This window comes from Pseudohaliea sp. (genome assembly GCF_054552115.1).
On the sequence record NZ_JBTOLW010000020.1, the window covers coordinates 22,887 to 36,247 of the forward strand.

Sequence of the window (13,361 nt, forward strand, 5' to 3'; positions counted from 1 at the left end):
AGCCGGGTCGTTGTGTCGAAGGCCGGGTCGCGTATAATATCGTCCTCGCCGCAAGGGCGACCCGTCGGGGCGTAGCGCAGTCTGGTAGCGCACCACACTGGGGGTGTGGTGGTCGCAGGTTCAAATCCTGCCGTCCCGACCATTTTTTGCTTTATAATCAATGCTTTACCGTCTCTACGGCTCTACCCCATTAACAATGGGATGGACCGGTTCTCACTACTTTCTCTTCGGTTATCCCTGCCAGTTCCGGCCTGCTTCGCCAGCAAGCAGCGCATGTGCATTCAGGGTGACAGCGTCGCGCTGCCGCGGTGAGCGCCCGAGTTCCGTCAGCAGTTGCTGCCAGCGGGCATCCTCGCGCAGCCTGTCGAACAGCGGGTCGGGCAGCGCCGTCAGCAACCGGGGCAGGTTGGTCTGCCGCGCCTGCGCGATCCAGGCGAGGGCCTCGTCCCTGTCGCCATCGATGGCGTGGAGCTGTGCAATCCGTACCGCCTCCTTCTCACCATTGCCGGCTTTAAAGGCCTGGAGCCTGGACCGGTAGCAGGCCGTGTCCCCGCGGGCGTGACAAAGCAGCGCTTCGTAGAACCGCCGGAAGGGCTCGGCTTTGCGCGGGATTTCCGTTTCCAGGATTTGTTGCGCCGTGTCGAAGGCACCCTGCCCGATTTTGACCAGTGCGAGGGTAAAATGGCCACCTCGTGTCAGTTCCATCACGCTGCGCGCGGCCTGCTCGGCGAGGCGCAGTTCCCCGGCGGCGATGTAGGCATGCATCTGTGCGGCATGGCAGGCACCGCACAGGGGGTCGAGGTCGATGACCGCCTGGAGAATCCGGATCGCCGTGGGGAAGCGGTACAGGGCGTAGGCGAGGTCGCCGGCGATCCGCAGGTAACGCGGTGTGTTCGGCGCGATCGCCAGGGCCCGGGAGATATGCGCTGCAGCCCCGGGCAGATCATTCTCCAGCCGCAGGGCCAGTTCTGCCAGCACGCCGTGGGCGCTGGCTTCACCCGACGGCGCCGCCCGCATCCTCTGCGCCAGGGCGCGCACCCGGGCCGCGCCTTCGGCCGCGGACAGCTCCCCGCGGTATACCTGCAGGAAAGTGATTTCCGCCAGTGCGTCAGCGGCAGGTACGAATGCCGGATTGCGCTGCACTACGCCCTCCAGGGTCAGCGCGTTTGCGCTGAGGCTGCCGAACTCTCCCTTGCGTAGCGGGTAAATCGCGCGCAGGTACCGCGTGTAGTCTCCGGCGCTGACGGACTGCTCTACCGGGCGCATTACCGTGAGGAGAAAGCGGTTCGCGACCGCGGCGGCAAGCTGGCTTTGCACGCGGAACAGGTCCTCCTGCCTGCGATCGAGGGTTTCGGACCAGCTGTGGTGGCCGGTGCGGGTTTCTATGAGCTGTACCGTGATCCGCAGCATGCCGTCGAGTTCGCGGATGCTGCCCTCGAGCAGGTGCGTCGCGCCGAGCTCTTCACCGATTTCCCTGGCCGTCTTCTGGTCACTGACGCGCGGGAGGAACGAGGAGGTCCGGGAAATGACACGCAGGCCCTGCAGGCGTGTCAGAGTGTTGATGATTTCCTCCGGCAGGCCATAGGCGAGGTATGCCATGTCCTGACCTGCCGAAAAATCCGCAAAGGGCATCACGGCGATGACCGGCGCGGGCTCGGGGGACGCGGCCGGCAGCGCCGCCGGGTCTGGCCCGCGGGCGTCGAGAAGCCACCAGCTCGAGAACACGGCCAGCAGCAGCACCAGTGCCACAGACCATCGCGTCCTGGCGCGCCGGTTTGGGCGCTCTTCGTCCGCCTCCTCAACATCCGCTGCCGCGCCGGCTTCGGCCGTCTGGAACCTGTAGCCCCGGCGAGGCACGGTTGTCACGGCCCGGCGGCCGGTTTCACCCAGCGCCCTGCGGATATCAACGAGGCACTGCGCCAGGCTGTCGTCGGTGACGACGGCGTCGCCCCAGATCTGCTCGAACAACTCCTGTTTACTGACCAGGCGGTCCGGATTGCTCAGGAGGTAGTGGAGCACCCGGAAGGACTGGGGGCGGAGCGTATGCGTCTGGCCGTCGCGGAGCACCGCACCGCGGCTGACATCGACCGAGAAATGCCGATAGGCGAGCAGGTTCTGCGGTGCAGCTGACGGCATGTTCAAGTAGCCCTGATTGTTGGTTTTTCAGCGAAATTCACCGTTCTTTCGTGAAATTTCGTCCGCTTTTCGTTATTTCCGTGGCCGCCCATTCTACCTTGCCTCCTCGCAGCGCGCGTCTGGCAGGTTCACCTGCCGACGTGCTCGGCAGGAAACCGGACGACCCCGACAGAGAGCCAGAGGTAGCGCATCATGAAACAGTCAACACTGATAGTCATTACCATGCCACTGTTGTTTACCGCAGGTTGCAAGATCCAGATTGAAGTTCCGCCCGGTGGTCAGGTAGTGACCGAATCCGGTGTTTACAGCTGCAGCACCGGTGAGCTGTGCAGCATCGATGTCGTGGACCTGTTTTTCGACGAGACCTTCAGCGCCGAGGCAGCGACAGGCTACCGCTTTGACGGTTGGCTCAAGCGGGACCGCGGGCTCTGCGGAGGCTCCGACGATCCATGCCGGCTGTTCACCTCGGGCTTCGAGGGCAACGACATCCTCATGGGCTTCCTGGAGCGTCCGGAAGAGGTCTTCTATCTTGTGCCGCAGTTCAAGGAGATACCCACGGACGCCTTTGACCCGGACCTGTTCGTATCCACCACCTTTACGGTTCGCGAGGCCGGCATGTCCGTTACCTACAGTTTTTCCGAAAACGGCAGCTACACCAAGCGTGCCGGGCCGATCTTTGCCGCGGGCAAATACAACTTTGAACAGAACGACCGGGTGATCAACTATACCCAGCTCGCCAGCACGGAACGGCCGGACCTGACCGGCTACGCGGTTTTTGAGCGCTTCGACGCGGAAAATGGCTCCTACACCGTCTGCTACACCGAAGACCAGGACGTGCGCTCCGCGAGGGCAGCCATCGATCTTTGCGAGGGCGGTGGCGGGGGTAGCCTCGAGGCCCCGACACGCCTGCGCTTCTTCATCGACGAGTGACCAGCGCCTGAGGCATGCGCTGGTGGCAGTGGCGAAGGCGGCGTCGGTGACGACGCATGGTTGCCGGAGCCTCGACTATCTGGCAAAAGGGTGGTGACACGCAGCAGAGAGCTTTCCCGATGCCATCGAAGCACGACCCCGAGGGCCGCCGCCTGCCGATCAAGGTCGACAGTACCAGCAATGGTGAGTTCGAACCCCTTCCCCTCGACCCGCTAAGCGTACATGCCAACAACCTCGCGCAGGCGCGGGTCACGGAAACGGCGCGGCGACTTGGCCTCAGCCGCAGGGCCTTTCTCGTCTCCGCCCGCGGCGCCGCCTGTACCCTGCTGGCGTTCAATGCTGCCCGCGCCGCTGCCGGCGGCGCGGCCGGCTACTATGCCCTCGCGCCCGAGGCCGCGCTGGAAGAGGAGGCCGCGAATGCGGAGCTCGGCGGTAACGAACTGATCTTCGACGTGCAGGGCCACTTCGTGAACCCCACCGGCGCCTGGCTCGACCTGCTGCCCGAGGATGCGCGCCCGCTGTCGGGCATGCCGCAGGCGGGCTGCGCCCTGGCCAGCGAGCCCGGGGAGCGCAGCTACCTGCAGTGCCTGGGACCCGATGCCTTCGTGCAGGACGTGTTCATGGATTCCGACACGGCGCTGATGGTGCTGTCCTTCGTGCCATCCACACGCGCTAAAGAACCGCTGACCATCGAGGAGGCCGCCGCCGCGCAGGCCGTGGTCGCGCAGCTGGAGGGCTCGAAGCGGCTGTTCCTGCACGGGCGCGTCAATCCCAACCAGCCCGGCGATATCGCCGACATGCGCCGGCTCCGGGATGACTTCGGCATCTGCGCCTGGAAGACCTACACGCAGTGGGGGCCGGAGGGTGTGGGTTATTGGCTGGACGATCCGGAGTCCGGCATTCCCTTCCTCGAGCAGGCGCGCGAGCTGGGCGTGAAGCGCGTGGCGATCCACAAGGGCATCCCCTTCGGCAAGCAGTCCTACGAGCATTCCCTCTGTGACGACATCGGCCGGGTCGCCCGCCGCTACCCGGATATCGACTTTCTCGTCTACCACTCCGGCTTCGTGCCCGGGCAAGCGGAAGGTCCCTACGACCCGGCGCGTAACGAGGGCATCGACTCGCTGGTGAAGACCGTGCTCGACAACGACCTCGGCCACGGTTCGAACGTCTACGCGGAGCTCGGTTCGACCTGGCGTTACCTCATGCGCGATCCGGATTCGGCAGCGCACGCTCTCGGCAAGCTGCTCAAGCACCTGGGCGAGGACAATATCCTCTGGGGCACGGACTCGATCTGGTACGGTTCGCCGCAGGACCAGATCCAGGCCTTCCGCGCCTTCCAGATCGACCCGGCCGTGGCCGAGCGGCACGGTTATCCGGCGCTCACCGCGGCGCGCAAGCGTAAGATCTTCGCCGACAACGCGCTGCGGGTGTACGACGTGGCGCCCGGCCTCGTCGATACCCTGAGCGCGGACCGGGTCGCCCACGCCCGGGCGCGCTACCGCGAGCAGCCGGACCCGCACTTCCGCACCCACGGTCCAACCAGCCGGCGCCAGTTCCTGAACCTGGCGCGCTGGGCCGGCGACGGCCCGCTCTAGCGTGACAGGGACGCCACAGCGTTGGCTCTGGCTGCACGCGGGGCTGCACAAGACCGGTTCGACCTACATCCAGGCCATGCTGGCGCAGGAGCAGGACCGGTTGGCCGAGGCCGGCATTTACTTCCGCCGTCCTGAGGGCCCGATCGAAGGCAATTATCCCGAGGCCTGGGCCCTGCAGCAGGACGACCTGGAACCGCTGCTGACCTATGCCCGGAAGGGCTTTGAGACCGGCGCGAGCCAGGTCGTCCTCTCGGCCGAGGACCTGTCATCGCTCCTCGTGCGTCCGGGGCTCGGTGTGGAGCTGGTGCAGGCGGTGCGCCGCGACTGCGACGCGTCGGTGACGCTGGCGGTCTACCTGCGCAGGCCCTCGGCGCAGTTCTGGAGCATGGTCGGTCAGCTCTCGGGTCACGGTTACTACGATCCGTTCCAGCTCCTCGCCGAGGCGCTGCGAGATGGTTTCGTGCGCATTGCGGAACCGGCCCCGGGCGATTTCTTCGCGCCGGAATGGCTGTACTTGCTGGACCATGGCAGGCATCTTTCCCGCTTTCGCCGACGGGTGCCCGGCGCGCCGCTGCGGGTCTTCGACTTCGACAGCGAGGCCTATCCCGGCGCCGGTCTTTTCGCCGCGCTGGGCATCGATCCCGCAATGCCGGCAGCCCCACCGCCGGCGGCGCGGAACGCCGGTGTCGCAGCGGAAGCACTACCGGCCATCATGGTGGAGAAACTGAGTGACACGCTGCCGGACGATCCGGCGGCGGCCACGGTGGAGGCGGCCGCGGCGGCACGTACCGCCGTGCCCGAGCAGGTGCGCAGGGCCATCAGCGCCGTGATCGATGCGCGCTTTGCCGCCGGCAGCCGCTCCCTGCTCGAGACCGCTGCGAACTGAACGCCGGCTGCCGCGCCGGATGATTCACTCCGTCGCCGCCGGCGACGCGCGAAAACGCGCCAGGATCGCCATCCGCCCCTTGAACAGCGATAGCTCCCCGTCGCTGATCGCATAGTCTCCGGCCATGCCGAGCACCTCGCGGAAGCGGTCAGGCAGGGTCATGTCGGGGCAGGCCATGAGCGTGCCCGCCAGCTGGCCGAACTCGATGCGGTCCCGCTCGAGAAGCCGGTAGCTGCCCATGAGGCGGTTGCAGCCGTCGCTGCCGCTGACCCGTCCGGTAGAAGGGTCGAAGCGGAGGCTCGGCGCGGGCTGGCCCTCCGGGAGCGAAACGGGTTTGCCCATCAGCTCGGTGAGCACCCAGTCCCGGCTCTCCAGCCTGGGGTCGGTCAGGTCTTTCACGAGTACGTAGTTCTCCGCGAGTTCACCCGCAATGCGTTGCCCCCGCCGGTCGAGGAAGAACAGCCGGTCCTCTCCCACCTGGTAGCGCTGGCTGCCCTCACCATCACCCAGAGTGACCGCCGAGCCAGCCGCGTTCCACTCGAATTCTCCCTGGTCGCGCCGGTAGCCGTCCTCGCGCTCGAGGAAACGGACTGCGCGTAGGTAGGTGCCGTCTGCCGTCAGGGTGATCACTGTCTCGATCCCCGGGCAGTCGGCGCAGGGCAGTATCCCCCGGTAAGTGCCGTCCCAGTCGAGGCTGAGGCGGCTGTTGTGGGCCGGGTCCGGCTTGGGCGGGCTCGGGTCGGTCGGTTCCGGGCTGCCCGCAGCGCAGGCCGACATCAGCAGTATAAGAGGCAGGAAAAGTCGTTGCTGAACCATGGGCAGACTCCAGTGCATGGACGGCTCCAGCATAGTCGCTGACCGTTCGACGGGGAACGTCAGTGGTCGTGGGGCCCGGGCTGCCGGGGTGCGAGTACCGGACGGGCGCCGGCGAGGAAGAGCGCCGCGGCAAGGCCCGCAGCGGCAAAGATCAGGCACATGATCAATACCTGGTAGCGTGCGGCCAGCAGCGGCGATACCCCGGACAGGATCTGTCCGGTCATCATCCCGGGCAGTGATACCAGCCCCACGGCGAACAGCGCGTTGATCACGGGGATCATCGCTGCCTGGAAGGCAGTGTTGCGCGCTTCGATCCACGGTGTGCCGTGCCCGAGTTCGCTGCGCACCCGCTCCGCGGCGAGGCTCACCGCGGTCATGGCATTGGCGAAGGTCATGCCGCCCAGGGGCACGAGGTAGCGCGGTTTGTACCAGGGCTCCACCTGCAGCACGCCCTGGGTGGCGAAGAGCAGCGTCACGCCGCCGCCGACGAAGACGGCGGCGAGGGAATGGGCGAGCAGCCGCCAGCGCAGCCCCGGCACGGTGTTGAGGGCTATCCAGCCGGCGGCCCCCGCCATGAACAGCAGTACGAGCAGGATCAGCCACCACGCGTCGGCGCCGAAGATGTAGGCAAGCACGTAGCCCACGAGCAGCAACTGCACGAGCATGCGCAGCAGCGCGTAGAGCGGGTGGCGCACGTCCAGGGCCCAGGCGAGGAAGACCGCGAGGGTCGCGGCGACGGGCAGGAAGGCGAGGGCGAGGCGGGGCAGGCTGATGGCGATCACGGTGTCCGGCATGGGCTGCGCGCTCCGGGCTGCAGCGTCTCGCTTGACAGCGATCGCTGGTCGATGCGTTTATGGAAGACCACTCGAAGAGACAGGTCAAGCAATGGACAGCGCCGCGATCATCAGCATCCTGAAACGTGCCTTTGACGCCTTCCTGCGCGATATTCTTCCTCTCATCGTCGCCGGCTTCTTCGTGTCGCTCCTTACGGGCCTGACGCTCGGCATTCTCGGCGGGCCATTGCTCGCCGGCCTCTACCGCATGGTGTCGCTGCGACTGCGCGAGGGGCGGGAGCCGCAGTTCGGCGACGTGTTCTATTTCGATCGCTTCCTCGAGTTCGTGCTCGCCTTCTACGCGCTGGCCATACTCATCGCCATCGGCTTTGCTCTCTTCATCCTGCCCGGGCTCTTCCTGGCGACGATCTGGTTCTACGTCTTCCCGCTCATGGTCGAGCGCGGCCTGGGGCTCGGTGAGGCGATGCGCGAGAGCAAGGCCCTGGCGGACCGCGTGGGACTCGCCCAGCAGTTCACGCTGACGCTGGTCCTGCTGCTCCTCGGCGCTGTGCTGTCGACGCTCACGGACGGGCTGAGTTCGATCTTCTTCGCGCCCTTCGCGGCCGTCTATGTGCTCACCGCGCTGCGTGACGTGGAGGGCAAGCCCTAGTCCGCAGCCTGCGGCGGGAAGCGGATCGCCTCGCCCGCGAACATGTCATCGCGCACCCGGCCCCCGTCGACGGTGACCCGGCCGCCCACGAGCACGTAGTCGATACCCGTGGTCGGGCGCGTGCTCTCCGCATAGGTGGCGTTGTCGGTCACCGTGGCCGGGTCGAAAACCACAATATCCGCGATCATGCCTTCCTGCAGCCGGCCGCGCTCGTCCATGGCGGCGAGCCCCGTGTCGCCGAGATGCTTCGCCGTGCGGTAGCTAAGGGCGGCGAGCACGTGCATGAGCGGGATGTCGTGTTCCCGGGCCAGGCGCAGTGTGCGGCCCCGGGCACCCGCCCCCCGGGGGTGCATGGCGGGCAGGGCGTCGAAGGGTGTGTTCCAGCCGTGGCGGCCGTCGATAGGCATGCCATCGGAGCCCATGGTGATGCCGTCCATGCGCAGCCAGTCGGGGATCTGCCCGGGCGGCATCTTGTAGACGATGACGGGCCTGGCCGGATCATTGGCTACTGTTTCCAGGTAGCGCGCCTTTGTATAGAAGGTCTGTGTCGCCGGGTCGAAGAGCGTGTCCTCGTAGCGTTTGCCGAGTTTCTCCTCATAGACTTCCGGGCGGAAGAACGCCGCATTGAGCGTCGTGGAGCCGGCCGCGTAGGGATAGATCTCGCCCCACACGTTGTGCCCCTCGTTGCGCAGGCCGAGGAGGAGGTCCTGCACCAGCTCCCAGCCCGGGTTGTTGAAGTGCATGACGATGGCCGGCGCGCCCAGGGAAACCGCGTTGGCAAGCATTTCCTGGATGCCGTTCGGCGTGGTAGTGGCCGTGCCCGGCGTGTGCCGGGTGTGTACGGCACTCAGGCGGCCGTAGCCCGCTGCCACTTTCTGGGCCTCGTAGAGTTCGCGCGCGCTGGCGCCGGGCAGGTAGCCGACGGTGGAACCGAGCCCGATGGCGCCGGCGGCGAGGCCGGCGTCGATGGTGGTCATGATCGCCGAGAATTCCTCCTCCGTGGGCACACCGTCCGCCCAGCGGGTTCCCCGGCCGCGGCTGAGGGGCGCCTCGCTCACATCCTTTGCCTCGATGCCGTCGAGGACCAGGGAGCGCGCGAGCTCGTGGCTGGAGGCGGTGCCGTAGTTCACCTGGGTGCGTCCTGCGCGCTCGGCGTACCAGTCGTCGACCCGGGTGCCCAGCGTGCCGAACTCAAGGTCCATCGCCGTGGTCAACCCGTCACGCAGCGCGAGCTTGTAGGCGATGGGCGTCACACCGTGCAGGTGGGCGTCGATGAAGCCGGGCGCCACGACCCTGCCGGTCGCATCGATCACCCGGTCGCCGGCGAGCGCTGCCTCGCTGATCGCCGTGATACGACTGCCGTCGATACCGACGTCGCGCACGGCATCGAGGCCGGTTTCCGGGTCCATGACCCGGCCGCCGCGGAGCACCAGGTCGTACGCATGCCCGGAGGCGGCGAAGATGGGCAGTAGGGTGAGGAGGAGAAACAAGAGAAGCGGGGGGGTGGCTGCTGAGCGGATCATCGGTTGCTGTACTCCCGGGGTTGTTATTGTTGCGTCGCCAGCTGCCGCGCCCGCCAGGCAATACCCTGGGCATTGAGCGCCAGGTCCATGTGCAGTTCTCCCGCGAGGAAGCGGGCACTCTCATCGTTCACGAGCGTCCGCAGGGCCGTCTCGGTACAGCGGTGCAGGGCCCGGTCGAGATCGTCGTCCTGGAGACTCCCAAGCGTCTCGTAGACGCGCAGCTGGTCGCAGAGCAGGTCTGCCTGGGCCGGGTCGAAGGCGAGCGCTCCGTAGTGCGTGAGGTAGAGCCAGGCGGGGTCGCGCCCGGCCAGGGTGCGCACGCTCTCGCGGTAGGCCGGCGGGTCGAACTGCGTCGGCGTGGTGGCGGGCAGCACGAACGCGCCGGCCGGCAGGCGCAGGTAAGCGTAGGAGATGCCGAACATGTCGCCGCTGAACCAGCCGCGGGTGGCCTCGTCCCAGAGACAGAAGTGGTGCTCGGCGTGCCCGCGCAGGTGCACCGCCTCCAGGCGGCGGCCGCCGACTTCGAACCACTCGCCGTCCTCCAGCGTGCGGACCCGCTCCGCCGGTGCCGGTACGATCTCGCCGTAGAGCGCGCGAAAGCTGTCCTCGCCGTAGACGCCGACGGCGCTGGCCACGAGCTTGCCCGGGTCGATGAGGTGCCGCGCGCCGCGCGGGTGGACGAGCAGCTCCGCCCGGGGGAATTCGCGCAGGTAGAGGCCGGCGGCGCCGGCGTGGTCCAGGTGCACGTGCGTCGGCACCACGTAGCGCAGCTGGTCGCGCTCGATACCGAGGTCGTTGAGCGTGGCCAGCAGGTTGGGCAGGCTGTGGGTGGTGCCGGTCTCGACGACGGCGACTTCGCCATCCCCCTCGACCAGGTAGAAGCAGGCGGTCCCGGGCGCAACGTAGCCCGCGTCGATGCAGGTGATGCCGCCAGGGAGGCGCCGGCAGGGCGCCCCGCCGTCATGGCTCATTAGTCGGTGACCGCGATGTAGGGCTCGGGCACCGAAAAACGGTCACTGTAGGTATGGACCCGCTTGGTCGGCTCCCCTTCGGGAGTCACCAGCGGTTCGTTGTGTTCGACCCAGTCGATGATGCTGCCGCGGTAGTTGACGGCCTTGACGCCGCGCTCGCGCAGTTCCCGGGTGTACTTGCCGCTGCGGGCGCCGACGGTGCAGTAGGGCACAATGCGGGCGTCCTCGTAGGCCCCGGGATTGCGTTCGTACTCGCGCCGCGTAATGGCGCCGGGGAGCATGGAGACAGCCATCTCCTCCTCGGAACGCACATCGACGAACTGCAGGGGCTCGCCGCGTTCCTCGGCCTCGCGGATTTCTTCCAGGGTGATCGTCGGTACACTTGCGCCGAACAGGCCCTGGGCGCTGGCCAGCGGGGCGAGCAGAGTGATGGCCAGGGCGGCCAGCCAGGCCGCAGCGGGATGGCTATGCTTGCTCATGATGTCCTCCTTTTTCCTTGTGCCGCAGCTGGCTTGACTGCAGCGGGATGGCGGCGAGTGTGCCACAGGCATATGACGCTTAGCAGTTCGCGGAGCGGTTACCTGCGGTCTTCTTGCGGCAGGTCAAGGGCCCGGGTCTATTCCCACCCGGTCCAGCCCGGCCCGCGCACGACCCGCCCCGGCTTCGCGCCCGTGTGCGCCCCGTCGGCAATGACGTGACCGCCGTTTACGAACACCTGTTCCACGCCGCTGGAGTACCGGTGCGGCGCCTCGAAGGTGGCGCGGTCGATGATGGTCTCCGGGTCGAAAACGACCACGTCGGCATAGAAGCCCGGCGCCAGGCGGCCGCGGTCGACCAGGGAGAGATTCTCCGCCGGCAGGGCGCTGGCCTTGCGCACCGCCTCGGCCAGCGACAGCAGGCCCTCCTCGCGCACGTAGTGGCCCAGCACCCGCGGAAAGGTGCCGTAGGCGCGCGGGTGCGTGCTGTTCTTCAGGAACTCGCCCTCGGCCGCCGGGGCACCGGCATCGGTGCAGAAGCTGGTCCAGGGCAGGGCCACCGCCCGGCGCACGACGTCTTCGGACTGGGTGAAGAACACCGCGTCCACCCGCGAGCGGTCGGCGATCACCAGGTCCATGGCAGTGTCTTCCGGCGACGTGCCGCGCTCGGCGGCGACTTCGGCCAGCGTCATGCCTACGTACTTCTGCAGCTCGGGATTGCGGAAGCCCGTGAGCAGGATCGCTCCCGGTCCTGCGCCGGTGAGCATGTTCTCCCACTCGTCCGAATCCTCGCGCATGGCGGCGCGGAGCCGGTCCCGGGTTGCCGGGTCCTGCATGCGCTCGATCCAGGCGTCAAGACCGCCCTCGTTGGCCCAGGGCGGCATGATGGCGTCGAGACCCGTGGCACCGGCGGGGTACGGGTAGACATCGGCGGTGATCTCGAGCCCTTCCGCACGGGCCCTCTCGATGCGGGCAACCAGTTCATCGAAACGCCCCCAGACGGAAGGGTGGGCCATCTTGAGGTGATAGATCTCGGCGGGAACGCCGGCCTCGCGGGCGATGGTGATCAGCTCTTCCACGGCGCCGAAGACGCCCTTGCCTTCATTGCGCACGTGGGAGGCGTAGAGGCCGCCGAACTCGCCGGCGGCGCTGGCCAGCGCGATCAGTTCATCGGTATCCGCGAAGTTGCCGGGGGTGTAGATGAGCGATGAAGCGACCCCCATGGCGCCCTCGCGCATGGCCTCGCGGACGAGTTCCTGCATCTCATCGAGCTGGGCCGGCGTCGGGTCCACGTCGTCCATGCCCAGGACATGGGCGCGTGGCGTGGTCGCGCCGATGAACGAGGCGACGTTGGGCGAGACACCCCTGGCTTCCAGGAACTCGAGGTACTCGCCGAGGGTCGTCCATTGGGCCTCGACGCCATCCCAGTACGTCGGGAAATCGGCCTTCATCGCCGGCGTCAGCGGGCCCATGGAATTGCCCTCGCCGAAGACTTCCAGCGTGATGCCCTGCGTCAGGTCGCTCATGCCGCGCCCGTCCCGGATCAGGTCTATGACGGCCCAGGAGAGTATGTTGATGAACCCGGGACTCACCGCCTTGCCCGCGGCATCGATGACCCTGCCGGCCGTCGCGTCGTCGAGGTCGCCGATGGCCGCAATGCGATCGCCGCGAATCGCGAGATCCGCCACGTAGGGCGTCTCGCCCGAGCCGTCGACAATCAGGCCATCGAGGATCAGGGTGTCGTAGCGCGCCGCTTCCGCGGCGCCGGTGGCTGCTGCGAGCGCTATGGCAAGCGCGGCAAGGGTGGGTTTCAGCAGGCGGTAGAGCGTGCGCTGGAACATGGCGGCAATCCTCGTCAGTGCCTATGCAAAAACTTGTATAGCGGGCTCAGGGGCGCAGGGTATAGCCCTGCTGCTGGAGCATGGCGTGGGTGATCGTGGCCGACAGCGTGACCTCTATCCCGGGCAGGAGGTCTGCTTCGGCAACGTCGCGATAGACGGCGGACTGGCCGCAGTAATAGAGCGTCGCGCCATGAGCCTGGAGCTCGGCGATGAGCCCGGCGTTCGGGTTTTCGCCCCCGTAGGCCCCGTCGACCAGCAGGTCGCGGTAGGCGGGACCGTGGACCACGAGGCCGACTTCGATGCGCTCCGCGGGCACGCCCGACGCATGCAACAGGTTGATGAGACTGGCTGCAGTCCTGAACTTGCCGTTGAGTTCGCCGTCGATACCGCCCTCGACCACGTCGATGGCGACCTTGAAGCTGGTATCGGCGGGCAGCGGCGCGGCCTGGGGCACCGGGGCGATCATGCCGTAGCCCTTGATCAGCGGGCCGCTGGTAAAGGCCTCGGGGCCGGCCGATGCCGTGCCGGGGACGAAACCGGGGCTGAACGCAAGGCCGAGATAGAGGGCAAGGACGGGTTTCTTCATGATGCTGGTTCCATCTGTTTCAGTGAATGGGCAGGGCCGGCCTTGCTACCGGCAGGCTCCACCCGGGGTGCTGCCCAGTGTGCCACGACTGGTACTCGCCTGCTGCTGCGGGCATGCTAGCGTCTAAAGGCCGCCGGGTGGTCGCGCCGTCGATCAGC

The 13,361-nt window shown here is 67.3% G+C and carries 12 protein-coding genes and 1 tRNA gene; 5 read left to right on the plus strand and 8 right to left on the minus strand.

Annotation, left to right across the window (positions count from 1 at the left end; all coding sequences use genetic code 11):
- The first annotated feature begins 65 nt into the window (after positions 1 to 65).
- Positions 66 to 142: transfer RNA gene (locus ACX93N_RS10705), tRNA-Pro, on the plus strand.
- 89 nt (positions 143 to 231) lie between these two features.
- Here the strand turns inward: ACX93N_RS10705 and ACX93N_RS10710 are convergent.
- Positions 232 to 2,136, minus strand: a complete 1,905-nt coding sequence (locus ACX93N_RS10710; RefSeq protein WP_459428409.1) for a winged helix-turn-helix domain-containing protein — start codon at positions 2,134 to 2,136, stop codon at positions 232 to 234.
- Between the two features lie 285 nt (positions 2,137 to 2,421).
- Between ACX93N_RS10710 and ACX93N_RS10715 the strand changes: the two genes are divergently transcribed.
- From ACX93N_RS10715 to ACX93N_RS10725, 3 genes are all read left to right on the plus strand, one after another.
- Positions 2,422 to 3,066, plus strand: a complete 645-nt coding sequence (locus ACX93N_RS10715; RefSeq protein ID WP_459428410.1) for a hypothetical protein — start codon at positions 2,422 to 2,424, stop codon at positions 3,064 to 3,066.
- A 119-nt stretch (positions 3,067 to 3,185) separates the two neighbouring features.
- Positions 3,186 to 4,661: an amidohydrolase family protein gene (locus ACX93N_RS10720; RefSeq protein ID WP_459428411.1), complete on the plus strand. Its 1,476-nt coding sequence runs from the start codon at positions 3,186 to 3,188 to the stop codon at positions 4,659 to 4,661.
- Position 4,662: 1 nt separating this feature from the next.
- Positions 4,663 to 5,547, plus strand: coding sequence for a hypothetical protein (locus tag ACX93N_RS10725; RefSeq protein WP_459428412.1), 885 nt, complete (start codon positions 4,663 to 4,665; stop codon positions 5,545 to 5,547).
- 24 nt (positions 5,548 to 5,571) lie between these two features.
- On the opposite strand, the gene ACX93N_RS10730 is transcribed toward ACX93N_RS10725, so the two are convergent.
- Both ACX93N_RS10730 and ACX93N_RS10735 read right to left on the minus strand, forming a co-directional pair.
- A complete protein-coding gene (locus ACX93N_RS10730; RefSeq protein ID WP_459428413.1) occupies positions 5,572 to 6,363 on the minus strand; it encodes a copper resistance protein NlpE N-terminal domain-containing protein in 792 nt (263 codons plus the stop codon).
- A 59-nt stretch (positions 6,364 to 6,422) separates the two neighbouring features.
- Positions 6,423 to 7,157, minus strand: a complete 735-nt coding sequence (locus ACX93N_RS10735; protein ID WP_459428414.1) for an ABC transporter permease — start codon at positions 7,155 to 7,157, stop codon at positions 6,423 to 6,425.
- Positions 7,158 to 7,248: 91 nt separating this feature from the next.
- Between ACX93N_RS10735 and ACX93N_RS10740 the strand changes: the two genes are divergently transcribed.
- Positions 7,249 to 7,806 (plus strand): hypothetical protein, encoded by a 558-nt coding sequence (locus tag ACX93N_RS10740; RefSeq protein WP_459428415.1) that lies wholly within the window; start codon positions 7,249 to 7,251, stop codon positions 7,804 to 7,806.
- On the opposite strand, the gene ACX93N_RS10745 is transcribed toward ACX93N_RS10740, so the two are convergent.
- From ACX93N_RS10745 to ACX93N_RS10765, 5 genes are all read right to left on the minus strand, one after another.
- Complete coding sequence (locus ACX93N_RS10745) at positions 7,803 to 9,329, minus strand: amidohydrolase family protein (RefSeq protein WP_459428416.1); 1,527 nt, start codon at positions 9,327 to 9,329, stop codon at positions 7,803 to 7,805. The genes ACX93N_RS10740 and ACX93N_RS10745 overlap by 4 nt on opposite strands.
- 23 nt (positions 9,330 to 9,352) lie before the next feature.
- Positions 9,353 to 10,300, minus strand: coding sequence for an MBL fold metallo-hydrolase (locus ACX93N_RS10750; RefSeq protein ID WP_459428417.1), 948 nt, complete (start codon positions 10,298 to 10,300; stop codon positions 9,353 to 9,355).
- Positions 10,300 to 10,779, minus strand: a complete 480-nt coding sequence (locus tag ACX93N_RS10755) for a rhodanese-like domain-containing protein (RefSeq protein WP_459428418.1) — start codon at positions 10,777 to 10,779, stop codon at positions 10,300 to 10,302. Before ACX93N_RS10755 ends, ACX93N_RS10750 begins: the two co-directional genes overlap by 1 nt.
- Positions 10,780 to 10,916: 137 nt before the next feature.
- Entirely contained in the window at positions 10,917 to 12,617 is a 1,701-nt protein-coding gene (locus ACX93N_RS10760; RefSeq protein ID WP_459428419.1) for an N-acyl-D-amino-acid deacylase family protein, read from the minus strand.
- Positions 12,618 to 12,663: 46 nt separating this feature from the next.
- Complete coding sequence (locus ACX93N_RS10765; protein ID WP_459428420.1) at positions 12,664 to 13,203, minus strand: DsrE family protein; 540 nt, start codon at positions 13,201 to 13,203, stop codon at positions 12,664 to 12,666.
- Between the last annotated feature and the right edge of the window lie 158 nt (positions 13,204 to 13,361).